This window comes from Mesorhizobium sp. P2_H9, assembly GCF_056403215.1.
On the sequence record NZ_JBFUFX010000003.1, the window covers coordinates 408,367 to 435,097 of the forward strand.

The following is a 26,731-nucleotide window of genomic DNA, read 5'->3' on the forward strand; positions in this document are numbered from 1 at the left end:
AGATCGATTGAAATCGGTTCTGGCGCCGTGCGGGATTACTCTGCCTCACGCCCCATCCGGCGCGCGGTGTAGCGCTCGATCGCCGACAGCCCGTCATAGATCAGCACCGCAAGCGCGGCGACGATCAGACCGCCCTGTAGGACGAAGGCAAGGTTGTTCGACAACAGCCCGGCGATGATCACCTCGCCCAGCGTCTTGGCGGCAACGGTCGAGCCGATGGTGGCGGTGGCCAGGCTGATCACCACCGACAGCCTTATGCCGCCCAAAATGATCGGCGCGCTGAGCGGCAGCTCGACCTTGACCAGCCTCTGCCAGCCGGTCATGCCGGCGCCGCGCGCCGCCTCCACCACATTGCCGGGCAATGTCGTAAGGCCGGTCAGCGCATTCTCGAAGATCGGTAGCAGGCCGTAGAGAAACAGCGCGATTAGCGTCGGTTTTTCGCCAAAGCCGACGGCCGGCACGGCCAGCGCCAGCACCGCCACCGGCGGAAAGGTCTGGCCGATATTGACCAGGCTGCGCGACAGCGGCAGGAACTCGACGCCGACCGGCCTGGTGACCAAGATGGCGAGCGCCACCGCAACGATGGTGGCGGCCACTGTGGCAATCAGCACGGTCCTCAGATGCAGCAGCGTCAGCGTCAGCAGGCTGCCCTGATTGTAGATCGCCGGCGCGTTGTTTTCGGTCAGCGGCTTCAGCAACGGCTCGAACCAGCCGGGATTGGTGACGAATGCGACAAGCAGCACCACCAAAGCAAGCCTGAGCAGTGACGGCAGCCAGGCTTTCATGCCGGCCTCGCCGCGCGCTTAACAAGCCCGTCGATGGTGACGCGGCCGAGCGGCTTGCCGTCGGCGCCTTTGACCGGCAGCGCCGGACGGCCCGACCACAGAAGTTCCGCCAGCGCATCACGCTGGCTGGCATCGCCGGGAATGGCTTCGCCTTCGGCGGCGCCTTTTTCTACGGCATCGCGCACGCGGCCGAGCGACAGCAGCCGGAACGGTCTTTCGCTGGCGCCGACCAAGGTTTCGACGAAGGCGCTCGCCGGCCGCGCCAGGATCTCTTCCGGCTTGGCATATTGCACAAGCTTGCCGGCATCCATGACGGCGATCTTGTCGCCCATGTGCACGGCTTCTTCCATGTCATGGGTGACGAGGATGATGGTGGTGCCGAAGCGTTTTTGGATCGCCAGCAGATCTTCCTGCGCCTTGGTACGGATGATCGGGTCGAGTGCGCCGAACGGCTCGTCCATCAACAGCACGTTGGGTTCCGCCGCGAGCGCGCGGGCGACGCCGACCCGCTGCTGCTGGCCGCCGGACAGCTCGTGCGGATAGCGCGGCCCGTAGGCTTGCGGATCGAGCTGGTAGAGTATCATCAACTCGTCGACGCGGGCCTTGATGCGGTCCGCGTCCCAACCGAGCAGCACCGGCACCGTGGCGATGTTCTGCGCCACCGTGCGGTGCGGAAACAGGCCGTGGCCCTGGATGGCATAGCCGATGCTGCGGCGCAGCTGGTAGCCGGGCAGCGAGCGATTGTCGGCGCCGTCAAGCTTGATGATGCCCGCGGTCGGCTCGACCAGCCGGTTGATCATGCGCAGCAGCGTCGTCTTGCCGGAACCGGAGGTGCCGACGATGACGCAAACCGTGCGCGGTTCGATCACCATCGACACGTCGTCGACGACCGTCGTCGCATCATAGCGCTTGGTAATGCCTTCGATCTCGATCATGCCGTTTCAACCCTGCGTTTGGTCGTCGTCATTTCGATCACCGCGTCGAGGACGATGGCGGCGGCAAAGGCCAGCGCCACCGTCGGCACGGCGCCGAGCAGCACCAGGTCCATCGCCGTCTGGCCGACGCCCTGGAAAACGAACACGCCAAAACCGCCGCCGCCGATGAGTGCTGCGATGGTGGCGAGGCCGATGTTCTGCACCAGCACGATGCGGATGCCGGTGAGGATGACCGGGAAGGCCAGCGGAAACTCGACACCGAACAGGCGCTGGCGGTCGGTCATGCCCATGCCCCGCGCCGCATCGTTGGCCGCGCGGGGTACACCTGCAAGCCCAACCACGGTGTTGGCCACCACCGGCAGCAGCGAATAGAGGAACAAAGCGACGAAGGCGGGCGCGGTGCCGATGCCGCGAATGCCGAGCGCGGCTGCTCCCGGCACATGCGTCGCGACCCAGCCGAGCGGCGCGATCAACAGGCCGAACAGCGCGATCGAGGGAATGGTCTGGATGATGTTCAGCACATTGAGCACGCCGGCGCGCAACCGTTCGACGCGGTGGCAAAGGATGCCGAGCGGCAGGCCAATGATCACCGCCGCCGCCAGCGAACCCAGCGCCAGCGTCACATGCTTGGAGCCTTCGGCCCAGAAACTGTCGGCGCGGTTGGCGTATTCCTTGAGGATCGAGAGACTGTCCCAACTTCCCGACACCAGAAGCAGGCCGATGGCCAAAGCCGCGACGACAAGCACGCCGACCCGCCCCCATGGCGACAGGTTCAGCCGTGTCAGCACATCGGCGAGCAACAGCGTGAAGGCGAAGATCAGCAGCCAGAAGCCCGAGGCCGGCGAAATGCGGGCGAAGGTGTTGCCTGCCGGCGTCAGGAAAGCGCCGGCGAAACCGATCAGCAGCGAAAGTGCCGCGAGCGCAACCACGCTGGCGGCAAGGCGCAGGACCAGCGGCGTTTTCAACAGGGCAATGAGCGCCGCGGCGACGACGATCGCCAGCAGCAGCGATCCGGTCGTCGCCGGCAGCGCTTCAAGGATGGAGCGCGCCTGGCCGGGAACGATGCGGTTGGCGCGAAAGGTAGCGAACGGGGCGAGGAACGCCGCATAGGCCACGATCGCGGCGATGACCACGCCGAGCTTGTCGAACCGGATGCGCACGCCCTGCCCCCGTCAGTCGATCCGGCGCGCCACGAATGCGGCGCGCCGGGATCGCCCTATTTCAGGAAGCCGTTCTTCTTCAGGAAGTCCTCGGCGACGCCCTTGACCGGCTCGCCGCCAACCTGGACGCGGCCATTGAGTTCCTGCAGCGTGACGAGGTCGAGCTTGGCGAAGACCGGCTTCAGCAGCGTCTCGATCTCGGGATGTTCCTTCAGCACCGCCTCGCGGATGATCGGCGCTGGCTGGTAGACCGGCTGCACGCCCTTGTCGTCGTCGAGCACGACCAGGCCGGACGGCGCGATGCCGCCGTCGGTGCCGTAGACCATGGCAGCGTTGGCGCCGTTGGTCTGGTTCGCCGCCGCGCCAATGGTCGCTGCGGTGTCGCCACCCGACAGCGTGATCAGCTGTTCCGGCTTCAGCGTGAAGCCATAAGTGGTCTGGAACGCCGGCAAGGCTGCCGCCGAATTGACGAATTCGGCCGAGGCCGCCAGCACCACCGTGCCGCCGCCGGCGACGTATTTGCCGAAGTCGGACAGGGTTGCCAGCTTGTTGGCGTCGGCAACCTCCTTGCGGAGCGCGATCGCCCAGGTGTTGTTGGCCGGCGACGGCGCCAGCCAGACAATCTTGTTGGCGTCATAGTCGAGTTTTTTTGCCGACTCATAGGCTTTGGCGGCATCCTTCCAGACCGGATCATCGGCCTTTTCGAAGAAGAAGGCGGCGTTGCCGGTATATTCCGGATAGATGTCGATCTCGCCGGCGGTGATCGCCTTGCGCACCACCGGCGTACCGCCGAGCTGGATGCGGTCGGTGGTCTTTATGTTGTTGGCGTTGAGCACCAGCTGGATGATGTTGCCGAGCACGCCGCCCTCGGTGTCGATCTTCGAGGACACCACCACCTGGGCGCTGGCGGAGGCGGCGGTGATGCCGAGCGCAAGGGCTGCGCCGGCGAGAGCCTTGATTGAAAACATTGTGAAAACCCCTTGCTGTGAACCGAAATCCGGTGGCCGCATATGAGCATGGCTTCAACGCCCAGTCGGGGCACACGGTTTCATAAGATGAGGGATCAGCGCAATAATTTTGTTCGGAAGCGGCCATTCCGGCTTGGCCAGTCCCGACAGCGTGATGTCAGCTGGGTTGGCGCAAGTCCGTGAACTTCAATGTTCCCAGCGCGACGAAACACAGCACCGTCACCGGGAAGACGATCCAGTTCAGCATCTCCCAGCCCCAGGCATTGTAGATCATGCCCGACATCAGCGACGCGAAGGCGACGGAGCCGAACAGGACGAAATCGTGGAAGCCCTGCACCTTGCTTTTTTCGGAAGGGTGGTAGCTGTCGGCGACCATGGCGGTGGCGCCGATGAAAGCGAAATTCCAGCCGAGGCCAAGCAGGATCAGCGCCGTCCAGAACTGCCACAGATGAAGGCCCGACAGCGCCACAGCAGCGCAGCCGATCAGCAGGACAAGGCCGGCGGCAACGATGCGTTCGGCGCCGAAGCGGTGGATCAGCGAGCCGGTGAAAAAGCTCGGCGCAAACATCGCCATGACATGCCAGGAAATGCCGAGCGTGGCGTCGTCCGTCGACAGGCCGCAGCCGACCATGGCCAGCGGTGCTCCGGTCATTACGAAGCTCATTAGCGCGTAGCTGCCAACGGCGCAGAACAGCGCCGCGACGAAGCGCGGCCGGGTGACGATCTCGGATAGCGGCCGGGCGTCGCTGTCGGCGATCTCCGCCTTGCCGGCAGCCTTGGCCGGAATGCGCAGGAACGATAGGATGATGGCGCCGACCGCGGCCAGCGGCAGAATGGCGGCGAACGAGCCGGCAAACATCACCGGCGCAAACAATTCGCGGGTGAAGATGACGATCTGCGGCCCGAGGATGGCGGTGATGATGCCGCCGGCGAGCACGAAGGAGATGGCGCGCGCCTTGAATTCGGGCGGCGCATTGTCGGCGGCAGCGAAGCGGAACTGCTGAACGAAGGCGCCGCCGACGCCGATGACGGCCAGACTGAACGCGAACAGCCAGAAGCTGGCCTGAAATAGCGCCAGCGTGGCGACCAACCCGCCGAGTGCGGTGATGACCGTGCCGGTCATGAAGCCGCCGCGCTGGCCAAGCTGGCGGATGATGGCCGCGGCCGGCAGCGCACCGACCGCCACGCCGACATTGAAGCCGGTGATCGGCGCCGTCGCCAGCGACTTGTCAGTGGCAAGCAGATATTGGCCGGCCAAGCCGCCCATCGAAATGGCGATCGGCGCGGCCGAACCGATGATCGCCTGCGAGACGGCCAGGATGATTGCCGTCCGACGCGCTTCCTTTGCGACCCCGGCGGCGACAGTCATACAGCGTCCTTGCCGCGCCCCTCGCCGCGCACCCGGCGCGACACGCGATCGAGCACGGCATTGACCAGCTTCGGCTCGTCGTCTTCGTAGAACGCCTTGGCGATATCGACATATTCCGAAACGATGACCGCCACCGGCACATCCTCGCGCTTCATCAATTCGTAGACGCCGGCGCGCAAGATGGCGCGCAACGTCGAGTCGAGCCTGGACAGCGGCCAGTCTTCGGTCAGCGCCTGGCGGATGATCGGATCGATGCTTTTCTGGTTCTCGACGACGCCGGAGAGGATGGCGCGAAACCATTGCGCGTCGGCCTCACGGTAGAGCGCGCCGTCGACTTCCTTGCCGAGCCGGAAGGCCTCATATTCGGCGGTGATTTCGATGACACCGCTGCCGGCAACGTCCATCTGGTAGAGCGCCTGAACGGCGGCAAGACGGGCGGCGCCACGCTTGTTGGCGTGGCGGATCGCGGGTTGGCCGGGCGCAGCGGGTTCGCTCACGATCCGGCTCCCAGCTGCTGTTTGAGCGCGATCATGGTCAGCGCGGCACGCGCGGCAAAGCCGCCCTTGTCGCCTTCCGAACGCTTTGCCCGCGTCCAGGCCTGCTCGTCGTTCTCGGTGGTCAGGATGCCGTTGCCGATGCAGACGGAGTCCTGCACGGAGATATCCATCAGCGCCCGGCTGGATTCATTGGCGACGATGTCGAAATGATAGGTGTCGCCGCGGATGATGGTGCCGAGTGCGACAAAGCCATCATAGTTTGTACCGCCTTCGGCCATGCCGTCGAGTGCGAAGGAAATTACAGCGGGGATTTCGAGCGAACCGGGAACGGTGACGACGTCATAGGTCGCGCCCGCGTCCTTGAGCGCGCTTGTCGCGCCGTCGAGCAGCGCGTCGGCAAGATCGTCGTGGAAGCGCGCCTCGATGATCAGAAGGTGGGCCTTCTGCTTCGGACGGATGAACGCTTTGCCGTGTTGGGATGTGCCAGCCATAGATGTCTCCGGGGGTAACCGGTGACTTAGGCTGAAGCCGGTTTGATCGCAAGCGGAAGATTGCCGGAGGTGCTCATTCGCCGGTGGCTTGACGGTACCGATGCACGGTGTCGCGTAGACGATCGTTCACCGGGCGCGGTGTGGTCAAGGCGTCAACGAAGACGTGAGCGTCCCTGGCGGACAAATCGAGATGCTGGCGCTTCTCAATAGCAAAGCCGATGTCCCCATTTGCCACTGGCTTGTGAGTCAGCTTGCCTTCCCGGGTAGAATTTACTCTGTCCTTGGCCATCAAAGCCCCTCTTTCGCCGCCTCGACCAGCCGCGCCGCGTAGCGGGCCATGGTGTCGATCTCGAGGTTGACGCGGTCGCCGACGTTCCGCTCGCCCCAGGTGGTCACAGTCAGCGAATGGTGGATCAACAGCACGTCGAAACGGGTGCCTTCGACCTTGTTGACGGTAAGCGAGGTGCCGTCGAGCGCGACCGAGCCTTTTGGCGCGATGAATTTCGCCAGCTCGCGCGGCGCGTCCATGGTGAAGCGCACGGCGTCGCCCTCCTCCTTGCGGGCCACGATCTCGGCCATGCCGTCGACATGGCCCGATACGATGTGGCCGCCGAGCTCGTCGCCAATCTTCAGCGCCCGCTCCAGATTGATCCTCGTGCCGGATTTCCAGCCCATGGCCGTCGTCAGCCGGAGCGCCTCTTCCCAGGCCTCGACCTCGAACCAGCGCGCATTGGCGCCCCTTTCCGGCAGTGCCGTCACCGTCAGGCAGACGCCGCCGCAGGAAATCGAGGCGCCGATAGCGATGGTGTCCGGGTCGTAGGCAGTGTCGATGCGCAAGCCGACGCCTTCCCGCAGCGGCCTCACGGCGGCGACTGTGCCGACATCGGTGACAATTCCGGTAAACATCGATGCTGATCCTAGAAGTTTCGTATCCATTCCGCGTAGCTGTCTTCGCCGAACTGCATGTCGCGCAATTTGCGAAATCCTGCCGGGATATGGTTGGCGTCGATGGGCGATGCAATGCCGACCTTGCCGATCGCTTCCGGCCCCTGGAACAGGATGATGCGGTCGACTAGCCCGTCGGCCAGGAAAGCGCTGGCGACCTTGGCGCCGCCCTCGACCAGCACACTCGCCATGCCGAGCGCGGCCAGATCCTCGAGCAGTTCCGGCAGTGCGACGCCGCCTTCATGCGTTTCGGTGCCGATGAAGCGCACGCCGGCACGCTCCAGCGCTGCGCGCCGGTGCGGATCGGCCTCCAGGCACGCGGCGACATAGAGCGGAACCCGGTCGATGCCGGATACCAGCTTCGACGTCTCCGGCAACCTGATCTGGCGGTCGAGCACGATGCGCGCCGGCGAGCGGTTTTCCAATCCTGGCAACCGCACGGTCAGCGCCGGATCGTCTTCCAGAGCCGTGCCGATGCCGACCAATATGCCGTCGGCCTCGGCTCGCATCAGGTAGACTTCGCGCCGCGCGATGTCGCCGGTGATCGAGACCTGCCCGTCGCCTGCCACGCCGATCTTGCCGTCGCTGGAAAGCGCAAGCTTCAGAATCACTTCCGGGCGTTTTTTGAGCGATCGAATCAGATAGCCGGCCATCTGCTCGGCGGCCTCGGTCGCCAGCACCTTTTCGACCACCTCGACACCGGCGGCGCGCAGGATGGCATAGCCCTGGCCGGACACGCGCGGATCGGGATCGCTCGCCGCCCCTACCACCCGTGCCACGCCGGCATTGACCAGCGCATTGGCGCAAGGCGGCGTGCGGCCGTGGTGGGCGCAAGGCTCCAGCGTGACATAGGCGGTGGCGCCACGCGCCAGTTCGCCGGCCTCGGCCAGTGCCTCGGTCTCGGCATGCGGCCGGCCACCGACAGCGGTGACGCCGGTGCCGACGATCATCGGCCCGGAGCCGTCGTCACGCACGATCAGCGTGCCGACGGAAGGGTTGGTCGAGGTCCGCCCGGCATTTTTGCGCGACAGCCTGAGTGCTGCCGCCATGAAGCGGCGATCAAGAACCTCTTGCGCGGCTTTGTCAGGCCTTGCCATGCTCAGCCGGCTTCCTCTTCGCCCTTGGCCTCGTCGCCCTTGAGCTCGCCCAGCACGTCATGGAAATCCTTGGCCTCGCGGAAGTTGCGATAGACCGAGGCGAAGCGCACATAGGCGACGTCGTCGAGCGACTTCAGCGCCTCCATCACCAGCCGCCCGACCTCACCCGAGGCAACTTCGGTCTCGCCCGAGCTTTCGAGCTGGCGCACGATGCCGGTGACGGCGCGGTCGATGCGCTCGGGATCGACATTGCGCTTGCGCACGGCGATCTCGACCGAGCGCAGCAGCTTGTCGCGGTCGAACGGCACTTTGCGTCCGGACTTTTTCACCACCACGAGATCGCGCAGCTGGACGCGTTCGAAAGTGGTGAAGCGGCCGCCGCAATCGGGGCAAACGCGCCGCCGGCGGATCGCCGCGCCATCTTCGGCGGGGCGCGAATCCTTCACCTGCGTATCTTCGGACTGGCAGTAGGGACAGCGCATGAAAAGCCTTCGGTTCGAGATTCCTGGTGAGCGAAAGGCTTAAAGCCTTCCGCGCCTCAGAGATAGCGAGGCGCGAGGAAGATTGCCAGCGCCACCAGATGCGTCAGGGCGCGACGTCCTTGGTCGGGAAACCGCAGGATGTGCCGAGATTGCGATAGGCCTTGGTGAAGCCGTCCATCGGGATACTGGTGACAGTCTGTTTGCCGAAAACGACATCGAGCGAGACGACTTTGCGCATGGCGCGCAATAAAGCGAGGCTGGTCTTGGCTTGATTGTCGACCGTCCAGCTCGGGCGCCCTTTGATGGCATCATTGGAATAGACCGTCGCGGAAACCTTGACGCCGGGATCGCCGAAGGTCGCCGCGATCTTCTTGCCGACCGGCAAATCCTTGTTGCCGACGGTGATCATAATCGCCGGATAGGCATCGGGCGGCAGAGCGTCGCCGCTCGAGATCGAAAGCGTCAGCGTGCCCGCATTGCCGCTGCCATCGACAAAGGCCGTGGAGGCGGCACAGGTCTTGTGCGAATCCTGGCCGGTGTCGAGCGTATCGATGATGGTGGTCCACCTGCCAAAGGTGTTGGTGGCCGGACCATCCGTGCTCGGCTGCTCCTGGGCAACCGCTCCTGAGACAGCGAAGGCGGCAAACGCGCCGAAAAGGGCCAGAATGGCAAGACCGAAAGTGCGCATCATCAAGTCTCCAGTAAGCCGCGCCGCCCGATCAAGGAGCGGCGCAGAGTGCAGGATAAAAGAGGACGCGCCGCTGGCGGTCAACCGAGATAGGGATAGAGCGGGAAGCGATCGGTCAATGCCACCACCTTGGCCTTCACCGCGGCCTCCACGGCAGCGTTGCCTTCGTCGGAATTGGCGACTTTCAGCCCGTCCAGCACTTCGGCGATCAGCTTGCCGATCTCGCGGAACTCGGCCTGGCCAAAGCCGCGCGTGGTGCCGGCCGGGGTGCCGAGACGCACGCCGGAGGTGACGAAGGGCTTTTCCGGATCGAACGGAATGCCGTTCTTGTTGCAGGTGATGTTGGCGCGGCCAAGGGCTGCCTCGGCGCGCTTGCCGGTGGCGTTCTTGGGGCGCAGATCGACCAGCATCAGGTGGTTGTCGGTGCCGCCGGAGACGATGTCGAGGCCGGTTTCCTGCAGGCTGGAGGCGAGCGCCTTGGCGTTGGCAGCAACGCTCTCGGCGTAAACCTTGAAGCTCGGCTTCAACGCCTCGCCGAACGCCACAGCCTTGGCGGCGATGACGTGCATCAGCGGGCCACCCTGCAGGCCAGGGAAGACGGCCGAGTTCATCTTCTTGGCGATGTCTTCGTCGTTGCACAGGATCATGCCGCCGCGCGGGCCGCGCAGTGACTTGTGCGTGGTGGTGGTCACCACATGCGCATGCGGCAGCGGCGACGGATGCACGCCGCCGGCGACCAGGCCGGCAATGTGGGCCATGTCGACCATCAGATAGGCGCCGACCGCGTCGGCGATCTCGCGAAACCGCTTCCAGTCCCAGACGCGCGAATAGGCGGTGCCGCCAGCCAGGATCAGTTTCGGCTTGGTCTCGTGCGCGGTCTTCTCGATCGCGTCCATGTCGAGCAGGTGGTCTTCCTTGCGCACGCCGTAGGAGACGACCTTGAACCATTTGCCGCTCATATTGACCGGCGAGCCGTGGGTCAGATGCCCGCCGGAATTGAGGTCGAGACCCATGAAGGTGTCGCCGGGCTGCAGCAGCGCCAGGAACACCGCCTGGTTCATCTGGCTGCCGGAATTCGGCTGGACGTTGGCGAAGTTGCAGCCAAACAGTTTTTTGGCGCGCTCGATGGCCAGTTCCTCGGCCACGTCGACGAACTGGCAGCCGCCATAGTAGCGCTTGCCCGGATAGCCCTCGGCGTATTTGTTGGTCATGATCGAGCCTTGCGCCTCGAGCACGGCGCGCGAGACGATGTTTTCCGACGCAATCAGCTCGATCTCATGGCGCTGGCGGCCGAGTTCGTTGCGGATGGCGCCGAAAATCTCCGGATCGGCGTCGGCCAGCGTGGTTTCGAAGAAGGATTCGAATTTGTTCGACACTGCCGCTGCTGTTGCCATGGCCTGAAATCCTCGGGTTCGGGGGCAATTTACCTATGCATATCGTTGCCCCAAAACCGCTGTACACGTTTGGGCGACATGCATTGCCGCGCCATTAACACAGTTGTTTTCGCCTCGCCACGTTTGCGGCGCGAAATTTGCTGGCCGGTTTGCGCCAGCAGGGCGGGTAGTCGCTATTTCCTGGACTGCCGGCCTTTCAACAAGGCCTCGGTCAGCGTGATCTCGGCAAACAGCGCCTGTGCCGTATGGTCGTTGATTTCGCCGCTGCGCAACATGGCGCGTATAGCGGTGCGCTCAGCCTCGATGGCTGAGAACCGGAGTTCCAGCTCCAGCCGCCCGGCTTCGCGAGCCTCGGCTCGGGCTTCATTGGCTTCGTCGGAGGCGGCGATGCGGCGGCGGTAGCCGGCAACGATGCTGTCAGCCACCGCCAGGCGGGCATCGGCCGCCTCCCCTTCGCTTGCGTCATTGGCGACGCTCTCGATGCGGGCGATTGCTGCGTTGGCCGCGCCGACGCGCGCCCGGCGCTCCTCGGCAGCACTCGGATCCTCGCCCGGCTCGACCAGCCCGCGGGCGATCTTCGGCAAAGCCAGGCTGGCGATGATCAGCGAGCAGATGATGACGCCGGCGGCGAGGAAGATCACCAGATCGCGCGCAGGAAAGGGCGAACCGTCCGGCATGGCGAGCGGCAACGACAGGATGCCTGCCAGTGTTATTGCGCCACGCACGCCGGCCACGGAACCGGCGAGACGCACGCGCAGGCCGAACGGCTCGGCCTTGCGCTTGCCCAGGCGCGCCGCGATACCGGCTGCGATATCGCCGACCCAGATCCACAGGAAGCGCAACGCGATCAGGCACAGCGTCAGGATCAGCACCGTGGCAACAGGTTCGACCAGCCAATGCCGGGTCGAAAGTTCTGGTGGCACCTTTCGGATGATATCAGGGAGTTGCAAGCCGAGCAGGATGAAGAGCGCGCCGTTGAAGACGAACGACAGCGTCGTCCAAAGCGACATCGTCTGCATGCGCGCCGAGACGCCGAGATAGCGGAAAACGCCGGAGCCACCGGTGAGCAGACCAGCGGTGACTGCCGCCAGAATGCCGGAGGCGCCGGCATATTCGGCGCCGAGATAGGCGATGAAGGGGATCAGAATCATGACCAGCACCTGAGCCTCGGCCGGCACGCCGCCGATGCGGTTCAGAAGCTGAAGCGTCTTGGCGGCGGCGAACAGCGCAGCGACGCCGACCAGGATGCCGACCGCGACGGCGTAGAGGAAGGTCAGTGATGCGGCGGCGAAAGAAAAACTGCCGGTCAGCACTGCCGCCACGGCGAAGCGGAACATGACCAGGCCCGACGCATCGTTGAGCAGCGACTCGCCTTCCAGAATGTGCATCAGCCGCGCCGGCACCACATTCCTGTCGACGATCGAGGACACCGCCACCGCGTCGGTCGGCGACAGCACTGCAGCGAGCGCGAAAGCGACCACGAGCGGTATGCTCGGCACCAGCCAGTGCAAGGCATAGCCGAAACCGACGATGGTGAAGAAGACCAGCCCGATGGCAAGGTCGAGGATCGGCCCGCGCAGTGCCAGCAATTCACGCTTCGGCGCGGTCGCGGCGTCGCTGAACAGTAGCGGCGGGATGAACACCAGCAGGAACAGTTCGGGATCGATCTCGACATGCAGGCCGCGCATCGGCCAGGCAAGTGCGGCGCCTATGGCAATCTGCAGCACCGGCAGCGGTACCCGCACCAGCCGTACCAGCGCGCCGGAGACGGCGACGAAGACCAGCACGACCAGGATGAAGACGGCGACTTCCATGTTGCGGTTCCAGACGCGTTGTTGCCGACCATGCGCAAAGCCGGCCGGTCCGTCCAGCCGGCAAGAAATAGACACGCCGTCCGGGAATTCGAAAAACAAAAAGGCCGCCCGTCGGCGGCCTTTTAAGAAATAATATCAGTCGCTTAGAGCGCGGAGGTAATCTGCAACTCGCTGGCCCCGTCGAGGCCGTAAATGTCGTCGCGCAGCTGCACGACGCCTGGCCCCGTCGACCAGGCCGAGACATAAAGAAAATGAACCGGTACCGGATTGGTGACCTGCACCGGCGTGTTCTCACCGGTTTTGATCGCCGCCTCGAAGTGCTGGCGGTCCCAGCCTGGCGTGTCGCGCAGGATCCAGGTGACGAGGTCGCGCACATTCTGCACGCGCACGCAGCCCGAGGAATCAAACCGCATCATCTTGCCGAACAGGCTCTGCTGCGGCGTATCATGCATATAGACGCCATCCGGGCTCGGGAAGTTGATCTTGACCGAGGCCATGGCGTTGCCGGAGCCCGGATCCTGGCGGAAGCGGTACTTTTCTGCATCGTCGGTCGACCAGTCGACTGTCATCGGATCGACCTCGCTGCCATCCGGTGCGAACAGGCGGATATGGCTGTCCTTGAGATAGTCGGGGTTCTTCCGCATCAGCGGAATGATGTCCTTGCGCACGATCGAGACCGGAGCGTTCCAGTAAGGATTGACGATGATCTCGTTGATCTTGGAATTGACGATCGGCGTCTGGCGGTCGATCTTGCCGACGATCGCGGTGTGGCGCAGCACGACACGGTCGTTCTCGACCGCCTCGATCTGGGCGCCGGGAATGTCGACTAGTACGTAGCGGTTGCCCAGCGTACCGGCCTTTTCGCGCAGCCGCTGCAGATTGGTCTGCAACTGGCCAAGCCGGATTTGCGCCGAAACATTCATCGCCGCGTAGGTGTATTTGCCCATCGAGCCGTCCGAAGGCAGGCCGTGGCGCGCCTGGAAGCGCTTGACGGCCGCGTCGACATAGGAATCGAAGGACGTCGAAATGCCGGCGCTCTGCGCCAGGTCGCCCGACATCATCAGCCGCTTGCGCAGCGGCACCACGTCGGGATCGTCGACGCCAAGCTGCAGCTTCTTGGTCGCGGGAACCTCGACCCAGCCGCCCTGGGCGACGATGTTCTGATACTGCGCGACGGCCTGCTCGGTGAAGGCAACGGTCTGCAGGCTGAAGATCGGCAGCGTCGAGGCGACCTTACCACCTTCTGAGGCGCGGGCATCGAACTGGTCGTCCCAATTGCCGCGGGCCGAGGATTTCAGGATATCCCCGATCACATCCTGCGCATTGGCGCTGTTCGCAACCATTGCGACGGCGAGCGCGGAGGCTCCGGAAAGGAAGAAACGGCGGCTGGTTCTCATGGACGTTCCAGACATTCTTGTAGCAATCGGATCACCGGGCGATCTCGCCCGCACTCTAAGATTGGCAATCTTAACAATTAGCCAACCATGGCTTGCATCACTTGGGCGTGAAACGCACGGGTGCGATGCCAGTTCCGGATGAGCACTCTGCCTTGTGAAATCTTGGCCTTCACCGCAGCATCACCCGTATCCTCGCTTTCACCGGGAATATGGCGGCAACGTGGCTGCTGCCCGAATTTGGATTGGCCGGAGCGGCGAAAAGCCGAGATCGGTGCTTTTCGGCACCGTCATCGCTCAGCGCGAAGTCTCAACCCTTCGGCTCCTGACCCGGCGGCGCCTTCAATTCCGAGCATCGCTGTAACACCTCATTTTGGGGATAGCGCAGGACCTTGTTGTCCAATTTGAGCAGCATCTCCCGTCTCTTGTCCGGGCTGCCCTCGCCGTCCGTGCAGCTCATGTCCAGAATGATCGCGTCCAGGCGGTTGATCTTCTGGACTTTGATCAATGTGCAGCGGACTTCCCACATCTCCACCGCCTTGTCGGTGAACGTCACGATGGAGTCATTGTTGTCGCATGGGGCGCTGCCTTGCGCGGCAAAGGAATCCTTCCACCACTCCTCCGCAAACGCCGGTTGCGCGGCCAGCAAAAACACCGCGGCAAGCGAGCAAATCGTCGAGCGGTTCCCCAGGTCCATCATGCGCTCCCTCCAGGCCGCGACAATTAAGCACCGTTGCCGCAACCCTGCCAAGGAGGCTGCCGACGAGGCGGCTGAGCTTTGGGCAAGGTTTCTGCGCCACCAAAGAAAAAAGGACCGGTGCCCCCCGGCGCCGGTCCTGATTTCCTTCTGCCCCGGCCGCGCTTCTTTCTGGCCCGGCTCGAATCTTGCTGCCTGGGATGCCTTACATCCGGTAGGCGATGGTGTCGTTCCAGAAGCGATCGAGCCGCTGCAGCGCGCGGTTCATCTGCTTGAACTCTTCGCTGTTGATGCCGCCGACCTGTTCGATCGAGCCGACATGGCGCTCATAGAGACCGGCGACGACGTCCGCCACCTCATTGCCTTTCGGCGTCAGCGAGACGCGGACCGAACGACGGTCGATGCGCGAGCGCTGGTGGTTGATGAAGCCGAGATCGACGAGCTTCTTCAGATTGTAGGAGACGTTCGAGCCGAGATAGTAGCCGCGCGAGCGCAGTTCGCCGGCGGTCAGCTCGGAATTGCCGATGTTGAACAGCAGCAGCGCCTGGATGGCATTGATGTCGGAGCGGCCGTTGCGGTCGAATTCGTCCTTGATCACATCAAGCAGACGGCGGTGCAGACGCTCCACCAGCTGCAGCGATTCCATGTACAGCGAACGGATCGCCTCGCGGCGGTCGTCGGATACGTTGGCGGTCTTCGCCGCCGGACGCGAATTGATCATTGTCTTTGCCTCTCGTTTGTCGCCCTGGTGATTTTTTGTTTTTCACCTTGATCGCGACACTATCGAATACTCATAAAATTCGACTTAAACGCTAGGGCTAACAAGAGCTTACCGGTAATAGGTTTCGCAAGAGGCTTAACGAACGGTCACCCGAGCAAGGATAATTAACCTAAAGATTTAGCCAATGATTTCGGGGCAACCAGGGCTCACGCCCGCGTCGGGCGTTTGCGCATCCAGATCACCACGCGGAAGACGATATAGAGCAGCGCCGCCGCGACGTGGGAAAAGATGATCAGCGGCCGGTGGCCGAAAAGGTCGGGGAAACCGGCATACATGATGGTCTCGGTGATCGCGCAGATGAACCAGATCACGGGGCCCCACGACGCCAGCATCCACAGGCCGGCGGCGGCGAAGGGAAAGAACACGGCGAGCACCACGGCCGCCACCTGCCAGTGCACCGGCATCAGATCGAAGCGCCACAGCGGGCCGGGATAGAAGCCGATCAGCCGGATCCAGTAGAGAATGCCGAACAGCAGGCAGTAGCCCGCTATGACGCGCTGGAACCAGGCGAAGATGATCTCGACGCCGGAGGGCTGCAGCACGATGCGTCTCGAGGCGGCCTCGCTCACAGTTCGAGCTCCCGTTCGAGTGGAGCGAAATAGGCATCGATGTCGGCAGTGCCGACCGCATCGATGCTGGCCGGCTGCCAGTGTGGCTTCGAGCCCTTGTCGATGATGACGGCGCGGATGCCTTCGTAGAAATCGCGGCCTGACAGCATGCGGTTGAGGATGCGGAACTCCATCTTCATGCATTCGTCCATCGACAATGTCAGGCCGGCGCTGATCTGGCGCCAGGCGACATGCAGGCTGGTCGGCGAGCGGGTTCGGATGGTCGCCAGTGTCTTGGCGGCGAATTCGTCGGCTGCTGCCGCCCGCTCCAGGCTGTCGATGATATCCCTGAGCGAGGCTTGCGCAAAATGCTGGGCGATCGCTGCCAGCGTCGGCCGGTCGGTCTCGCGCTTGGCCGAGATAAAGAACCCGCGCAGCACCGATTCCGGGTCGCCAGTTGCCGCCAGCCGGTCGAGAAAGCCGGCCTGGTCCTCGGCCTTGATGGTGTGCGTGGCGAGACCCGACCACAGCGCGTCGCCATAGCGGATGCGGTTTCCGGTCAGCGCCAGATACATGCCAAAGCTGCCGCCGAGATCCGGCAGAAGATGGCTGCCGCCGACATCGGGGAAGAAACCGATGCCGACTTCCGGCATGGCGAACTGGGCGTTCTCGGTCAGCACACGCTGCGAGCCGTGGAAGGAAATGCCGACGCCGCCGCCCATGACGATGCCGTCGATCAGCGCGACATAGGGTTTTTTGAACCGCTTGATGCGGGCGTTCAACCGGTATTCGTCGGCGAAGAACTCGACCGGCGGCTTTCCTGCCCGGGCCTCGTAGACGTGCATTATGTCGCCGCCTGCCGAAAACGCCCTGCCCTCGGCCTTGACGACGACGACATCGACGCCGTCATCGCGCTCAAAGGCGTCGAGCGCCTTGTCCAGCGCCTTGATCATGCGATGCGTCAGCGCATTGAGCGCCTGCGGCCGCGTCAGCGTGACGACGCCCGCCTTGCCCAACCGTTCGAAGCGAATTTCGTCGCCTCCGCCAAAATCCATCGTGAAAGAATCCCTCCCCGCGCCTGCGGGACTGAAGTGCTAAAGCGTGGCGCATGGGTGCGTCAATGGCGCGAGTGTATTCACCCCACCTTGGCCACCGCCACCGCCCGATGTTAGAAAGTCCGCCGCCATCGCAGCCGTGGCGTACTGTCTTTCAGCGGCTATGACCGGCTTCGGGGGATTGTGAGCCATGCCTGGACATTCGCGCCTCTCGCTGGTGATGATCGGACTGATGGCCGTTTACGCAACAGTTCGGCCTGCGTCCGCCACGTCACTCGACGAACTCTACCAGGCGCAGACTATCGTCACCGGCCAGGGCGAGGTGAACCGCCAGATCGGCTTCAAGGCCTGCCTGGACTCGGTTCTGGTCCGGGTCTCCGGCGACCAGCGCCTGCCAAAGCGGCCGGAGATGGCTGATCTGCGCGACAAGGCCGGCAGTTTCGTCGCCGAATTCCGCTATCACGACCGGCTGGAAGGCATTCCGGTTCATGATGAGCAAGGCACCCATGACCGGCCGCACGACCTCACCTGCCTCTACAAGCCGGCCGCGATCGATCCGGTGCTGGCGTCCCTTGGCAGCAAGCCGTGGCTCGGCGAGCGGCCGCGCCTGGCGGTGTTTCTGACGGCGGAGCAAGGAACAAGGCATTTCGCGCTGACGGCCGATGTGGACCGTGGGCAAGCCATGCGCGAATCGTTCACCAATGCCACCGGCCCGCTGGTGATGCGGATTGCGTTTCCCACGGCGTCGCTGCTCTCCGGTGCCGGTCTTGACGACAAGACGCTGCGCCATGCCGATTTGGAGACGCTGGACCAACTGGCAAAGAAAGCCGGCGCCGACCAGGCGCTCGCCGGCAGCATCGTCTGGAGCGACAGGGATCTGGGCTGGATCGCCGACTGGCGGCTGGCCACGGGCGGCAAGACCTACACATGGCAGGTGCGGGGCGTAAGCTTCGACGAGGCCTTCCGCGTCGCCATGCGAGGCGCAGCGCAGGTTCTCTCGGGCAATGGTCAACCAGAATAGGATTCGACCCGATCGCTGGCACAATCGTGTCGCATTGGTCAGCGGCAAGGGCTCGTGGTAAAAGCCGCCGATCCGGAGTTCTGGCGATGAACAAATTCACCCCTGCAAAAGCAGCCGGCGCACGCAGCGTCGACGACATCACCGGCAGTCGCCGCCTGCGCCGCATGCGCAAGGCCGATTGGTCGCGCCGCCTGGTCCAGGAGAACCGGCTTTCGGTCGATGATCTGATCTGGCCGATCTTCGTCGTCGACGGCAAGAATATCCGCGAACCGATCGCCGCCATGCCGGGCGTCTTTCGCCTGTCGCTCGACCTCGCCGTCAAGGAGGCCGAGCGCGCCGCCAAGCTCGGCATTCCAGCCATCGCCACCTTCCCCAATGTCGAACTCGGTCTGCGTGATCAGACCGGCTCGCACATTCTCGACCCGGAAAACATCATCAACCGCACCACGCGCGCGATAAAACACGCGGTGCCGGAGATCGGCATCATCACCGACGCCGCGCTCGATCCGTTCACCAGTCACGGCCATGACGGCATTTTGCGCGACGGCATCATCGTCAATGACGAGACCGTGGAACAGGTGACGGCGGCGGCCGTCATCCAGGCGGCAGCGGGCGCCGACATCATCGCCCCCTCCGATATGATGGACGGCCGCATCGGCGCCATCCGCGACGCGCTCGACGCCAACGGCTTTCAGGACGTGGCGATCATGTCCTATGCGACGAAATTCGCCTCGGCCTTCTACGGCCCCTATCGCGAGGCGGTCGGCACGGCCGGCCTGCTCAAGGGCGACAAGAAGACCTACTATATCGACCACGCCAACTCCGACGAAGCGGTGCGCGAGGCCGAGCAGGACATCGCCGAGGGCGCCGACATGCTGATGGTCAAGCCCGGCCTGCCCTATCTCGACATCATCCGCAGGCTGAAGGACGAGTTCCAGATGCCGACCTTCGCCTACCAGGTGTCGGGCGAATATTCGATGATCAAGGCCGCCGCCGCCAATGGCTGGATCGACGGCGAGAAGGCGATGCTGGAGAGCCTGCTTGCCTTCAAGCGCGCCGGCTGCGACGGCATCCTCACCTATTTCGCGCCCGAAGTGGCGGCGATGCTGAAGGGATAGGCAGCGCCGCAGCCGCCCTGCTCCAATCTTCCTAAAACTCCACGTCGAGTTCGATGATGTCCTCGGGCTCAGTCAGCGCGTCCTGCGTCCATACCTGCATCAGCGGCCAGGCGAGGATCGCCTCGCAATAGGTGGCGAGCGGTGCTTCGAGCTCAACCGCGTAGGTGCGAAAACGGGTGCAGACTGGCGCATACATCGCGTCGGCAACGGTCGGCGAGGAACCGAACAGCCAGGGACCGCCATAAGTCGCCAGGCATTCGGACCAGATCGTCTTGATCCGCTCCACATCTGGCCGGGCGCCGGAAAAGATCTTGAAGCTCTTGTGCCGGGCTTTCAGGCTCATCGGTAGCGCCGAGCGCAAATTGTGAAAACCCGAATGCATCTCGCCGGACACCGCCCGGCAATGCGCTCGCGCCACGCGGTCGGCCGGCAGCAGGCCGGCACCCGGCATGGTCTCGGCTAGATATTCGGCGATCGCCAGCGTGTCCCACACCGTCACCCCATCATGGGTCAGCCGCGGCACCAGCACCGATGGCGACAGCAGCAACAATTCCTGCCGCTGCCCGGGGTCATCGATATCGATGCGCTTCTCCTGGAACTCCAGCCCCGCCATGCGGCAGAGCAACCAGCCGCGCAGCGACCAGGACGAATAGTTCTTCGACGATATCGTCAACGTGGCCTTTGCCATGCGATCGGCCCTCCGAGCCCCTTTGCCGGCAACAATCCTCTCGCAATGCACAAAATTTTGCACTAGATTTTTTTGCACTGCCACATGGCCGCTTCGGAACGGGATGCATCTCGATGCTGTACCAGGCCTACCAGCTACAGGACGATCTCATCGCCCCGTCGCTTTTTTTCGCCGATCTCATGCGCTCGGCGATGAGCAGCATGGTTTCAGGCGACAGCGTGAAGCAACGGCTGGCCGCCGGACTGGAGATGATCGGCCGCTTCAAGCTCACCCATGCACGACCGGATTTCGATATCAAATCGGTCAAGGTCGGCAATCGCGATGTACCGGTCACCGTCGAGACGGCGCTCGAGCTGCCGTTCGGCACGCTGCTGCGCTTCGCCAAGGACATGGATACGCGCCAGCCCAAGGTGATGGTGATCGCCCCTTTGTCGGGTCATTTCTCGACGCTGCTGCGCGGCACGGTGGAGACGCTGCTGGCCGACCACGAGGTCTACATCACCGACTGGGCCAATGCCCGCGACGTGCCGCTTTCCGCCGGCCGTTTCGGCGTGGACGACTATGTCGACTACATCATCCGCTTCCTGGAGGCGATCGGCCCGGGCGCGCACATACTGGCGGTCTGCCAGCCCTGCGTCCAGGCGCTTGCCGCCGTCGCCGTCGTGTCCGAGGACAGGCATCCCGCGACACCGCGCTCGATGACGCTGATGGCGGGGCCGATCGATCCGCGCGAAAGCCCGACCAAGGTCAACGAATTCGCGGTCAGCAAGTCGCTGGCCTGGTTCCAGAGTTCCGTCATCTCGCGTGTGCCGTGGCGGCACGCCGGCGGCGGACGCCGGGTCTATCCGGGCTTTCTCCAGCTTGCCGCGTTCATGGCCATGAACATGGACCGTCACAACAAGGCCCACCAGAAACTCCACGACCATCTGGCGGCCGGCGAGACCGCCGAGGCCGAGAAAATCAAGACCTTCTACGACGAGTATCTGGCGGTGCTCGACCTGACCGAAGAGTTCTATCTCGAAACCATCGACCGGGTGTTCCAGAAGGCGGAGCTCGCGACCGGCACGTTCACTTTCCGTGGCAGCCCGGTCGATCCGGGCGCAATCCGCAACACGGCACTGCTCACCGTCGAGGGCGGGCGCGACGACATCTGCGCCCTTGGCCAGACCTCGGCCGCCCATGAATTGTGCCGCTCGCTGCGCCCGCATCTGAAGCGCCACCATTTGCAGGCCAATGTCGGCCACTACGGCGTCTTCAACGGCAAGCGCTGGGAGCGCGAAATCTATCCGGTCGTGCGCAACCTCATCCTGTCGATGGAATAGTTTTTGCTCGACAGGGCTAGAGACTCTGAAGAGGTAGCCGGAACCCGGAAACGCCGGGTTCCGGCTGTTCCTTACGCCTTGGGCAAATAAGGTATCGTTCCGGCCAGATCGGTATTGTCGATCATCTGGAAGCGGCTGTCGCTGCCGGCCTGACGCGCCGCCACGAACGGAGCGTATTGCGGATCGGTGGTGAAGGCCTCGGCGGCCTGAGCCGAGGGAAACGCCATGATGGCGATGAGGCTGGTGTCCAGCGGCTTGCCCTCAAGCGTCTTCACATTGCCGCTGCGCGCCAGATATCGGCCGCCATGCTTGTGCACGAGATCGTGCACCGAAGCGGCATATGCCGGCACCCACTTGTCGTCCTTCACCTTGATGTCTGCGATCACATAAGCGGTCATTGTCTTTCAAACTCCTCATTGATCGGCACCGGACTGCCCGGTGACGTGACCGCTGCTTCCCACGGCGATGACGCATCCCTCCAGTCACCGAACTGTACCAGGGGGCCCAGTACAGGTTCTGTACTGGCCCCATGATCCGTTTCTGGGTAAGTTCGGTCATCGTTTGTTGGAGACCACCACATGTCGCAAGCCAGATACAAACAGTTCTGCCCGCTCTCGATGGCCGCCGAACTGCTCTGCACTCGCTGGACCATGGTGCTGCTGCGCGAACTGGTGGCGGGATCGACCCGCTTCAACGACCTGCGCCGCGGTGTTCCGAAAATGTCGCCAACCCTTCTGTCGCAACGGCTGAAGGACCTTGAAGCCGGCGGCATTGTCGAGCGCACGGAGGTCAAATCCGAGAAGGGCGTGTTCGAATACCGGCTGACCGAGGCCGGCAGAGATTTGCGCCCGGTGGTCGAAGCGATGGGCTTCTGGGGCCAGAAATGGGTCGAGGCCCGGCTGTCATTGAAGAACCTCGATCCGTCGCTGCTGATGTGGGACATGCGACGCAATCTGAATCCCAGTCCGCTGCCGGACGGGCGGACTGTGATACAGTTCCTGTACCATGACCTGCCGACGTCAAAACGGTCCTGGTGGCTGATCGTCGAGAAGCAGGGTGATGTCGATCTCTGCTGGTATGATCCGGGATTTGACGTCGATCTCTACGTGTCGACGGACCTCTGCACCATGACCTCGATCTGGATGGGGCTGACGACGGTTCACAAGGAGCGCGACAAGATCGGCTTGACCGGCGACCTCGATATCGCCGCCAAAATGCAGATCTGGCTTGGCCTCAGCCCGTTTGCGGTGATGCCGAAGCGTGCTGCGGCGTAACTGACGTCACCGGCCTCTCGACTGACCGCTTGCAATTCGCAATCAGTTTGCTACAAAGAAGGCAATTGCAAATCACAATCGGTTATCTCGGAGGCACTCATGTCAAAGCTGCGCGTCAATGCATTCACCCTGTCGCTCGACGGCTACGGCGCCGGTCCAGACCAGACCCTGCAAAATCCGCTCGGCGTTGGTGGCGAGGAGCTGCACAAATGGATGACAAGCACCCGCAGCTTCCACCAAATGGTCGGCAAGGATGGCGGCACCACCGATGTGGACGACCGCTTCACCGTCCGCAGCTTCGACAATCTCGGCGCCTGGATCCTCGGCCGCAACATGTTCGGGCCGATCCGCGGCGACTGGCCGGACGACAGCTGGAAAGGCTGGTGGGGCACCAATCCGCCCTACCACGTGCCGGTCTTCGTGCTGACGCACTACAAGCGCGACCCTATCGAAATGGAAGGCGGCACCATTTTCCACTTCGTTACCGGCGGCATCCATGATGCGCTCGACCGGGCGAAAACCGCTGCCGCCGGCAAGGATGTCCGCGTCGGCGGCGGCGTCTCCACCATCCGGCAGTATCTCCAGGAGCAGCTCATCGACGAGTTGCATCTGGCGGTTTCGCCGGTGCTGCTCGGCAAGGGTGAGAACCTGTTTGCCGGCCTCGACATGCCCAAGCTAGGCTACCAGTGCAGCGAGCAGACCGCTACGCCGCTCGCGACGCATGTGGTGATCAAGCGGGCGTAATTACAGCTATTTCTCCCCGTCACTATACGGGGAGAAATGCCCGGCAGGGCAATGAGGGGCGGCGCTACCGATCGAAGATTGGACGACTGCGATATGGCGTCGAAATAAGTCCATCCCGGCGATTTGAGCCAGCTGTCGAAGTCAGCGCCGCCCCTCATCCGCCTGCCGGCACCTTCTCCCCGTATAGCGACGGGGAGAAGGGAGCTAGTACTTCTCCGGCACGTAAAGCTCGCGCGGTAGCGTCTGGCGCTCATATTCGGGGTTGAAGACGCGCTCCGGCAGCGTGATCTCCTCGTGCGGGACTTCCTCATAGGGCATTTGCTTGAGCAGATGATCGATGCAGTTCAGCCGTGCCCGCTTCTTGTCGTTGCCTTCGACGATGAACCACGGCGCTTCGGGAATGTTGGTGCGAGCGAAGGTCTCTTCCTTGGCCTTGGTATACTGCTCCCAGCGCACGCGCGACTGCAGGTCCATCGGCGACAGCTTCCACTGCTTCATCGGATCGTGGATGCGCATCAGGAAGCGCATCTGCTGTTCTTCGTCGGTGATGGAGAACCAGTATTTGACAACCGTGACACCGGAGCGGACCAGCATGCGCTCGAATTCCGGCACGTCGCGGAAGAACTCCTCGACCTGATCTGGTTCGGCAAAGCCCATCACGCGCTCGACGCCGGAACGGTTGTACCAGGAGCGGTCGAACAGGACGATCTCGCCACCGGCCGGCAGATGCGGCACGTAGCGCTGAAAGTACCATTGCGACTTCTCGCGCTCGGTCGGCGCTGGCAGTGCCACGACGCGGCAGATGCGCGGATTGAGCCGCTGGGTGATGCGCTTGATGACGCCGCCCTTGCCGGCCGAGTCGCGGCCCTCGAAAATGACCACCAGCTTCTTCTTGTGATAGGCGACCCAGGACTGGAGCTTGATCAACTCGGACTGCAGGGTGATGAGGTCACGAAAATACTGCATGCGATCGATCGAAGGCGGATGCGCGTTCTTGTAGATCTTGGCAATCTCCATCGACAGCGCCGGCTCCGACATTTCCAGTTCGTAGTCTTCGTCGAGCGTGTCGGCCAGCTCCGCTTCAAGCCAATCCCTGGCTGGAGAATTCTGTTTTAACTCGGTCATTTGCGCTGCTCCGCTTGCCGGCTGACATGAAACCCTGAGCCGACTTGATATAGGCCGGTAGTGACGGTTTTATTGCAGCCACCGGACGCCGCAAATCCGCGAGGCATGGTCGATCCGTCGCCGTGGCATGGCGACAAGCCACTCATATTGTCCTACAAATGCCGAACCCGTTCGGGCTCCCCTGCCCTCCCCACCGAAATTGCGAGGATTTGACATGGAATACCGCACGCTTGGCCGTTCCGGCCTGAAAGTTTCGACGCTGACGCTGGGCACCATGACCTTCGGCGGCACCGGGCCGTTCGCCGCCGTCGGCAATTCCGACGTCGCGGAAGCCAGGCGTATCATCGACACCTGCATCGATGCCGGCATCAATCTCATCGACACCGCCAATGTCTATTCGAACGGGCTTTCGGAAGAGATCATCGGCGAAGCGCTCGGCGGCAAGCGCAAGGGCGATGTGCTGATCGCCTCCAAGGCGCGCATGCGGATCGGCAAGGGTCCGAACGACGAAGGCCTGTCGCGCTACCACCTGATCCGCGAGTGCGAGAAGAGCCTGAAGCGCCTCAGGACCGATGTCATCGACATCTATTTCCTGCACGAATGGGACGGCGTGACGCCGCTCGAGGAAACCATCGCCGCGCTCGACACTTTGGTGGCGCAGGGCAAAGTCCGCTATGTCGGCTGCTCCAATTATTCCGGTTGGCAAGTGATGAAGGCGTTGGGGATCAGCGACAGAAGTCATCAGCCGCGTTTCGTCACCCAGCAGATCCACTACACGCTGGAAGCGCGCGAAGCCGAATACGAACTTCTGCCAATCTCGGTCGATCAGGGGCTTGGCGTGCTGGTATGGAGCCCGCTTGCCGGCGGATTGCTGTCGGGCAAGTACAATCGCGACAGCCCTACGGCCCGCCAGCTCAGCGGCTGGTCGGAGCCGCCGATCCGTGATGAGGACCGGCTGTGGCGGATCGTCGACGTGCTGGTCGAGATCGGCAAGAGCCGTGGCGTTTCGGCGGCGCAGGTGGCGCTGGCCTGGCTGCTCGGCCGCCCCGCGGTCAGTTCGCTGGTGATTGGTGGGCGCACCGAAGCGCACTTCAAGGACAACATTGCCGCTGCAAGCCTGGTGCTTGCCGAGGACGAGCGCGCCCGGCTTGACGCCGTCAGCAGGCCGCCCTTGCTCTATCCCTACTGGCACCAGCAGCTCACGGCAAAGGACCGCTTCGGTCCGGCCGATCTGGTCATCGACCGGAGCGGTGTCTGAGCGACCTAGAAGCGCCGGCGCTAGCCCGAGATATAGCGCCAGACCTCGGCGTCGGGCTCGACCTGGCCACTGAGCACGAAATATTTGTAGAGCACGAGCAGCGAGATCGCCTGCTCGGTCTGCTCGTTGCAAAACTTTCGGCAATAGGCGTTGGCGGCGGCAATGATGCGTTCGGCCTCCGCCGGATGCTGCTCGAAATACCGCATTTTTTCGGCAAGATCGGAGAAATCCGGGGCGAGCGGCACATAGTGGATATCAGCTTCTATCTGCTTTTCGGCGAACCAGGTCTCGTATGTCGGCGGCGGCATCAGACACAGCGAATTCGAACTCATGATCCATTTGAGGTTGGTCGCCACATCATTGCCTTCGAGCGAAACGATGTAGCGGTAGTGCCGCTGCTGGTCGATGCTGAGATATGGCTTGCGGTAAGCCGCCGCGGTCGACTTGGGTGAGCCGACATCGCAGAACGGCAGATCGCGCACCGCCTTCAGGAACAGCGTCCGGATCGGATTGTTGAGTTCGCCGCGCCAGACCACGGCCGGACGCTTGTCCGCGAAACGCATGGTGTCGGCGGGCATGTTGAAATGACGAAACTTGTCGAGCTTCATCAGCACGGCATTGCTGTTGTCGTCCTGGATTGGCCGATCCTTGACGATCGAAGGCACTTTTGGCACGTCAATGACGTCGCCGAACTCCAGATCGATCAGCAGGCCCGGATCGAAATAGCGGGCGAATTCCTTCAGGTCGTAATAATACATGCTCGGCCTGAACGGCAATCGGCGGACAGGCACGGCATTCGGGCTCGGCACGAAGGCGTGCTGCAGCTTGTTGTAGTAATCCAGCCGTTCGCGCACCGCCGCGTCGGAAAGGCTTGCCTGGCGAAGCCGACCGGCCAGCCGGCTGCGGAACAATGCCTGCGGCGCCAGATCGCGCACGACGTTGCGTGCGTAGTAGAACACCTTGACTGAGTTGCGTAGGACTGTGGCCATCGGTCACTTGATCAAAACAGACTGGCGGCCCCAGCATTTCGGCGCCTCAAGTCTTTCCTACACCATTGTGCCGCCTATCTTGCAAGCCCGGA

Annotated in this window: 29 protein-coding genes; 6 read left to right on the plus strand and 23 right to left on the minus strand. The window is 63.3% G+C overall.

What is annotated here, in order from left to right; genetic code table 11:
• Positions 1-35: 35 nt before the first annotated feature.
• The 19 genes from AC1DXN_RS07985 to AC1DXN_RS08075 all read right to left on the minus strand — a co-directional run bounded on the left by AC1DXN_RS07985 (position 36) and on the right by AC1DXN_RS08075 (position 17,100).
• Positions 36-785 (minus strand): ABC transporter permease, encoded by a 750-nt coding sequence (locus AC1DXN_RS07985; RefSeq protein ID WP_477269192.1) that lies wholly within the window; start codon positions 783-785, stop codon positions 36-38.
• Positions 782-1,720 carry an ABC transporter ATP-binding protein gene (locus AC1DXN_RS07990; RefSeq protein ID WP_477269190.1) on the minus strand — a complete coding sequence of 313 codons (939 nt, stop codon included), beginning with the start codon at positions 1,718-1,720 and terminating at the stop codon, positions 782-784. Before AC1DXN_RS07990 ends, AC1DXN_RS07985 begins: the two co-directional genes overlap by 4 nt.
• On the minus strand, positions 1,717-2,880 hold the full coding sequence (locus AC1DXN_RS07995; protein ID WP_477269188.1) for an ABC transporter permease: 1,164 nt from the start codon (positions 2,878-2,880) through the stop codon (positions 1,717-1,719). Before AC1DXN_RS07995 ends, AC1DXN_RS07990 begins: the two co-directional genes overlap by 4 nt.
• Before the next feature lie 56 nt (positions 2,881-2,936).
• A complete protein-coding gene (gene osmF / locus AC1DXN_RS08000) occupies positions 2,937-3,848 on the minus strand; it encodes a glycine betaine ABC transporter substrate-binding protein OsmF (protein ID WP_477269186.1) in 912 nt (303 codons plus the stop codon).
• 157 nt (positions 3,849-4,005) lie between these two features.
• Positions 4,006-5,217, minus strand: a complete 1,212-nt coding sequence (locus AC1DXN_RS08005; RefSeq protein ID WP_477269184.1) for an MFS transporter — start codon at positions 5,215-5,217, stop codon at positions 4,006-4,008.
• The gene (gene nusB / locus AC1DXN_RS08010; protein ID WP_477269182.1) at positions 5,214-5,714 is read right to left on the minus strand and encodes a transcription antitermination factor NusB; all 501 of its coding nucleotides are present in this window, start codon (positions 5,712-5,714) and stop codon (positions 5,214-5,216) included. Before nusB ends, AC1DXN_RS08005 begins: the two co-directional genes overlap by 4 nt.
• Positions 5,711-6,205 carry a 6,7-dimethyl-8-ribityllumazine synthase gene (gene ribH / locus AC1DXN_RS08015; RefSeq protein ID WP_477269180.1) on the minus strand — a complete coding sequence of 165 codons (495 nt, stop codon included), beginning with the start codon at positions 6,203-6,205 and terminating at the stop codon, positions 5,711-5,713. Before ribH ends, nusB begins: the two co-directional genes overlap by 4 nt.
• Positions 6,206-6,278: 73 nt before the next feature.
• Positions 6,279-6,494: a type II toxin -antitoxin system TacA 1-like antitoxin gene (locus AC1DXN_RS08020; protein ID WP_477269178.1), complete on the minus strand. Its 216-nt coding sequence runs from the start codon at positions 6,492-6,494 to the stop codon at positions 6,279-6,281.
• Entirely contained in the window at positions 6,494-7,111 is a 618-nt protein-coding gene (locus tag AC1DXN_RS08025; protein ID WP_477269176.1) for a riboflavin synthase, read from the minus strand. Before AC1DXN_RS08025 ends, AC1DXN_RS08020 begins: the two co-directional genes overlap by 1 nt.
• 11 nt (positions 7,112-7,122) lie before the next feature.
• Positions 7,123-8,247, minus strand: coding sequence for a bifunctional diaminohydroxyphosphoribosylaminopyrimidine deaminase/5-amino-6-(5-phosphoribosylamino)uracil reductase RibD (gene ribD / locus AC1DXN_RS08030; RefSeq protein ID WP_477269174.1), 1,125 nt, complete (start codon positions 8,245-8,247; stop codon positions 7,123-7,125).
• A 2-nt stretch (positions 8,248-8,249) separates the two neighbouring features.
• The gene (gene nrdR / locus AC1DXN_RS08035) at positions 8,250-8,729 is read right to left on the minus strand and encodes a transcriptional regulator NrdR (RefSeq protein WP_477242825.1); all 480 of its coding nucleotides are present in this window, start codon (positions 8,727-8,729) and stop codon (positions 8,250-8,252) included.
• A 103-nt stretch (positions 8,730-8,832) separates the two neighbouring features.
• Positions 8,833-9,417, minus strand: a complete 585-nt coding sequence (locus tag AC1DXN_RS08040; protein ID WP_477269982.1) for a hypothetical protein — start codon at positions 9,415-9,417, stop codon at positions 8,833-8,835.
• A gap of 80 nt (positions 9,418-9,497) precedes the next feature.
• Positions 9,498-10,811: a serine hydroxymethyltransferase gene (gene glyA / locus AC1DXN_RS08045; protein ID WP_477269172.1), complete on the minus strand. Its 1,314-nt coding sequence runs from the start codon at positions 10,809-10,811 to the stop codon at positions 9,498-9,500.
• A gap of 173 nt (positions 10,812-10,984) precedes the next feature.
• Positions 10,985-12,625, minus strand: a complete 1,641-nt coding sequence (locus AC1DXN_RS08050) for a Na+/H+ antiporter (RefSeq protein ID WP_477269170.1) — start codon at positions 12,623-12,625, stop codon at positions 10,985-10,987.
• A 143-nt stretch (positions 12,626-12,768) separates the two neighbouring features.
• Complete coding sequence (locus tag AC1DXN_RS08055; RefSeq protein ID WP_477242822.1) at positions 12,769-14,022, minus strand: L,D-transpeptidase family protein; 1,254 nt, start codon at positions 14,020-14,022, stop codon at positions 12,769-12,771.
• 307 nt (positions 14,023-14,329) lie between these two features.
• Complete coding sequence (locus AC1DXN_RS08060) at positions 14,330-14,719, minus strand: hypothetical protein (protein WP_477242821.1); 390 nt, start codon at positions 14,717-14,719, stop codon at positions 14,330-14,332.
• Between the two features lie 202 nt (positions 14,720-14,921).
• Positions 14,922-15,437 (minus strand): transcriptional regulator LdtR, encoded by a 516-nt coding sequence (gene ldtR / locus AC1DXN_RS08065; RefSeq protein ID WP_142869475.1) that lies wholly within the window; start codon positions 15,435-15,437, stop codon positions 14,922-14,924.
• 206 nt (positions 15,438-15,643) lie between these two features.
• On the minus strand, positions 15,644-16,066 hold the full coding sequence (locus AC1DXN_RS08070) for a DUF6163 family protein (protein ID WP_477242820.1): 423 nt from the start codon (positions 16,064-16,066) through the stop codon (positions 15,644-15,646).
• Positions 16,063-17,100 carry a 3-hydroxyisobutyryl-CoA hydrolase gene (locus AC1DXN_RS08075; protein WP_477269168.1) on the minus strand — a complete coding sequence of 346 codons (1,038 nt, stop codon included), beginning with the start codon at positions 17,098-17,100 and terminating at the stop codon, positions 16,063-16,065. The genes AC1DXN_RS08070 and AC1DXN_RS08075 overlap by 4 nt, the downstream gene beginning before the upstream one ends.
• 190 nt (positions 17,101-17,290) lie before the next feature.
• Between AC1DXN_RS08075 and AC1DXN_RS08080 the strand changes: the two genes are divergently transcribed.
• Together AC1DXN_RS08080 and hemB are read left to right on the plus strand one after the other, a co-directional pair.
• The gene (locus tag AC1DXN_RS08080; RefSeq protein WP_477269166.1) at positions 17,291-18,121 is read left to right on the plus strand and encodes a DUF2066 domain-containing protein; all 831 of its coding nucleotides are present in this window, start codon (positions 17,291-17,293) and stop codon (positions 18,119-18,121) included.
• A gap of 86 nt (positions 18,122-18,207) precedes the next feature.
• A complete protein-coding gene (gene hemB / locus AC1DXN_RS08085; protein ID WP_477269164.1) occupies positions 18,208-19,239 on the plus strand; it encodes a porphobilinogen synthase in 1,032 nt (343 codons plus the stop codon).
• A 31-nt stretch (positions 19,240-19,270) separates the two neighbouring features.
• Here hemB and AC1DXN_RS08090 read toward each other — a convergent pair whose 3' ends face one another.
• Positions 19,271-19,927 (minus strand): glutathione S-transferase, encoded by a 657-nt coding sequence (locus tag AC1DXN_RS08090; RefSeq protein WP_477269163.1) that lies wholly within the window; start codon positions 19,925-19,927, stop codon positions 19,271-19,273.
• A 113-nt stretch (positions 19,928-20,040) separates the two neighbouring features.
• Here AC1DXN_RS08090 and AC1DXN_RS08095 point away from each other — a divergent pair, with 113 nt between their 5' ends.
• Positions 20,041-21,249 (plus strand): polyhydroxyalkanoate depolymerase, encoded by a 1,209-nt coding sequence (locus AC1DXN_RS08095; protein ID WP_477269161.1) that lies wholly within the window; start codon positions 20,041-20,043, stop codon positions 21,247-21,249.
• 71 nt (positions 21,250-21,320) lie between these two features.
• Here AC1DXN_RS08095 and AC1DXN_RS08100 read toward each other — a convergent pair whose 3' ends face one another.
• On the minus strand, positions 21,321-21,647 hold the full coding sequence (locus tag AC1DXN_RS08100; RefSeq protein ID WP_477242814.1) for a DUF1330 domain-containing protein: 327 nt from the start codon (positions 21,645-21,647) through the stop codon (positions 21,321-21,323).
• A gap of 180 nt (positions 21,648-21,827) precedes the next feature.
• On the opposite strand from AC1DXN_RS08100, the gene AC1DXN_RS08105 reads away from it, so the two are divergent.
• Together AC1DXN_RS08105 and AC1DXN_RS08110 are read left to right on the plus strand one after the other, a co-directional pair.
• Complete coding sequence (locus AC1DXN_RS08105; protein WP_477269159.1) at positions 21,828-22,523, plus strand: winged helix-turn-helix transcriptional regulator; 696 nt, start codon at positions 21,828-21,830, stop codon at positions 22,521-22,523.
• Between the two features lie 99 nt (positions 22,524-22,622).
• Positions 22,623-23,267 carry a dihydrofolate reductase family protein gene (locus tag AC1DXN_RS08110; protein ID WP_477269157.1) on the plus strand — a complete coding sequence of 215 codons (645 nt, stop codon included), beginning with the start codon at positions 22,623-22,625 and terminating at the stop codon, positions 23,265-23,267.
• A 204-nt stretch (positions 23,268-23,471) separates the two neighbouring features.
• Here AC1DXN_RS08110 and ppk2 read toward each other — a convergent pair whose 3' ends face one another.
• Positions 23,472-24,392 carry a polyphosphate kinase 2 gene (ppk2, locus tag AC1DXN_RS08115; protein WP_477269155.1) on the minus strand — a complete coding sequence of 307 codons (921 nt, stop codon included), beginning with the start codon at positions 24,390-24,392 and terminating at the stop codon, positions 23,472-23,474.
• Between the two features lie 214 nt (positions 24,393-24,606).
• On the opposite strand from ppk2, the gene AC1DXN_RS08120 reads away from it, so the two are divergent.
• Positions 24,607-25,650, plus strand: coding sequence for an aldo/keto reductase (locus AC1DXN_RS08120; RefSeq protein WP_477269153.1), 1,044 nt, complete (start codon positions 24,607-24,609; stop codon positions 25,648-25,650).
• A 20-nt stretch (positions 25,651-25,670) separates the two neighbouring features.
• Here AC1DXN_RS08120 and AC1DXN_RS08125 read toward each other — a convergent pair whose 3' ends face one another.
• Complete coding sequence (locus AC1DXN_RS08125; RefSeq protein WP_477269151.1) at positions 25,671-26,639, minus strand: glycosyl transferase family 90; 969 nt, start codon at positions 26,637-26,639, stop codon at positions 25,671-25,673.
• Positions 26,640-26,731 lie beyond the last annotated feature (92 nt).

Coding starts and splice junctions, on each gene's coding strand:
- AC1DXN_RS08100 (WP_477242814.1), bottom strand. CDS start 21,647: ATGACCGCTTATGTGATCGCAGACATCAAGGTGAAGGACGACAAGTGG.
- AC1DXN_RS08060 (WP_477242821.1), bottom strand. CDS start 14,719: ATGATGGACCTGGGGAACCGCTCGACGATTTGCTCGCTTGCCGCGGTG.
- AC1DXN_RS08020 (WP_477269178.1), bottom strand. CDS start 6,494: ATGGCCAAGGACAGAGTAAATTCTACCCGGGAAGGCAAGCTGACTCAC.
- AC1DXN_RS08095 (WP_477269161.1), top strand. CDS start 20,041: ATGCTGTACCAGGCCTACCAGCTACAGGACGATCTCATCGCCCCGTCG.
- nrdR (WP_477242825.1), bottom strand. CDS start 8,729: ATGCGCTGTCCCTACTGCCAGTCCGAAGATACGCAGGTGAAGGATTCG.
- AC1DXN_RS08090 (WP_477269163.1), bottom strand. CDS start 19,927: ATGGCAAAGGCCACGTTGACGATATCGTCGAAGAACTATTCGTCCTGG.
- AC1DXN_RS07990 (WP_477269190.1), bottom strand. CDS start 1,720: ATGATCGAGATCGAAGGCATTACCAAGCGCTATGATGCGACGACGGTC.
- AC1DXN_RS08005 (WP_477269184.1), bottom strand. CDS start 5,217: ATGACTGTCGCCGCCGGGGTCGCAAAGGAAGCGCGTCGGACGGCAATC.
- AC1DXN_RS08125 (WP_477269151.1), bottom strand. CDS start 26,639: ATGGCCACAGTCCTACGCAACTCAGTCAAGGTGTTCTACTACGCACGC.
- ribH (WP_477269180.1), bottom strand. CDS start 6,205: ATGGCTGGCACATCCCAACACGGCAAAGCGTTCATCCGTCCGAAGCAG.
- AC1DXN_RS08050 (WP_477269170.1), bottom strand. CDS start 12,625: ATGGAAGTCGCCGTCTTCATCCTGGTCGTGCTGGTCTTCGTCGCCGTC.
- ribD (WP_477269174.1), bottom strand. CDS start 8,247: ATGGCAAGGCCTGACAAAGCCGCGCAAGAGGTTCTTGATCGCCGCTTC.
- osmF (WP_477269186.1), bottom strand. CDS start 3,848: ATGTTTTCAATCAAGGCTCTCGCCGGCGCAGCCCTTGCGCTCGGCATC.
- hemB (WP_477269164.1), top strand. CDS start 18,208: ATGAACAAATTCACCCCTGCAAAAGCAGCCGGCGCACGCAGCGTCGAC.
- AC1DXN_RS08025 (WP_477269176.1), bottom strand. CDS start 7,111: ATGTTTACCGGAATTGTCACCGATGTCGGCACAGTCGCCGCCGTGAGG.
- AC1DXN_RS07985 (WP_477269192.1), bottom strand. CDS start 785: ATGAAAGCCTGGCTGCCGTCACTGCTCAGGCTTGCTTTGGTGGTGCTG.
- AC1DXN_RS08120 (WP_477269153.1), top strand. CDS start 24,607: ATGGAATACCGCACGCTTGGCCGTTCCGGCCTGAAAGTTTCGACGCTG.
- AC1DXN_RS08110 (WP_477269157.1), top strand. CDS start 22,623: ATGTCAAAGCTGCGCGTCAATGCATTCACCCTGTCGCTCGACGGCTAC.
- AC1DXN_RS08040 (WP_477269982.1), bottom strand. CDS start 9,417: ATGCGCACTTTCGGTCTTGCCATTCTGGCCCTTTTCGGCGCGTTTGCC.
- ppk2 (WP_477269155.1), bottom strand. CDS start 24,392: ATGACCGAGTTAAAACAGAATTCTCCAGCCAGGGATTGGCTTGAAGCG.
- glyA (WP_477269172.1), bottom strand. CDS start 10,811: ATGGCAACAGCAGCGGCAGTGTCGAACAAATTCGAATCCTTCTTCGAA.
- AC1DXN_RS08105 (WP_477269159.1), top strand. CDS start 21,828: ATGTCGCAAGCCAGATACAAACAGTTCTGCCCGCTCTCGATGGCCGCC.
- AC1DXN_RS08075 (WP_477269168.1), bottom strand. CDS start 17,100: ATGGATTTTGGCGGAGGCGACGAAATTCGCTTCGAACGGTTGGGCAAG.
- ldtR (WP_142869475.1), bottom strand. CDS start 15,437: ATGATCAATTCGCGTCCGGCGGCGAAGACCGCCAACGTATCCGACGAC.
- AC1DXN_RS08055 (WP_477242822.1), bottom strand. CDS start 14,022: ATGAGAACCAGCCGCCGTTTCTTCCTTTCCGGAGCCTCCGCGCTCGCC.
- AC1DXN_RS08080 (WP_477269166.1), top strand. CDS start 17,291: ATGCCTGGACATTCGCGCCTCTCGCTGGTGATGATCGGACTGATGGCC.